This window comes from Erwinia sp. MYb416 (assembly GCF_037479575.1).
Lineage (GTDB): Bacteria > Pseudomonadota > Gammaproteobacteria > Enterobacterales > Enterobacteriaceae > Erwinia > Erwinia rhapontici.
Genome location: NZ_JBBGYT010000369.1, coordinates 1 through 798, shown reverse-complemented (window position 1 = coordinate 798; position 798 = coordinate 1). Strand labels below are relative to the sequence as shown.

The following is a 798-nucleotide window of genomic DNA, read 5'->3' as shown; positions in this document are numbered from 1 at the left end:
TTTGAAGACTGCTACCTGTTTAGCGTGGCGTTACTGGCCGCGCTGCATGCGGGAAAAACACCGCTGATCCCCGGCCACTGCCGGCCCTCACTGCTGGCGGAGCAGAGTGCGGAATTCGACGGCGTGCTGAGCGATCGGGCATTTCCCCTCGACTGCCCGGTCTGGCAGGTCGAAGAGGCGGGCAGGGCGACTGACACCGCGTTGCCGCCGATGGCCCCTGACGCCGCCATCATCCTGTTTACCTCCGGTTCTACGGGCACGCCACGGCAGGTCAGTAAACCCATTGCCAGCCTGGATGAAGAGGCGCGCTGGTTGTATACGCTGTGGGGCGAACGTCTGCAAGGCTGCACTCTGATTGCGTCGGTCACTCATCAGCATCTCTACGGGCTGAGTTTCCGCCTGGTCATGCCGATGGCGCTGGGGCTGCCATTTGACAGCCACCAGGTCTGCTACAGTGAACAGCTGGTGGCGCAACCCGCCGGGCGCTATGCCTTTATCAGTAGCCCGGCCTTTCTGCGCCATATTGATTTCTCCCTGGCGGCCCCTGATTGCTGCCTGACGGTCTCTGCCGGAGGTGCGCTGCGCTGGCGGGATGCGCAGTCAGTAGCGGAGTGGACCGGGTATCCGGTCGAAGAGATCTACGGCAGTACCGAAACCAGCGCCATCGCCAGCCGAAGCCGCACGCGTGATGACACCGCGTGGCAGCCGTTCAGCGGGGTGACATTCCGCCAGGATGAGCAGAAAAACTGGTGGGTGCGTTCGGCGCTGATCCCACAGCCGCAGGGGCTGATGCTGGAT

1 protein-coding gene is annotated in these 798 nt (G+C 63.3%); it reads left to right on the top strand.

From position 1 onward, the window contains the following. Positions 1–798: AMP-binding protein (locus tag WH277_RS05355; RefSeq protein ID WP_339504845.1), on the top strand; the 798-nt coding region annotated here is incomplete at both ends.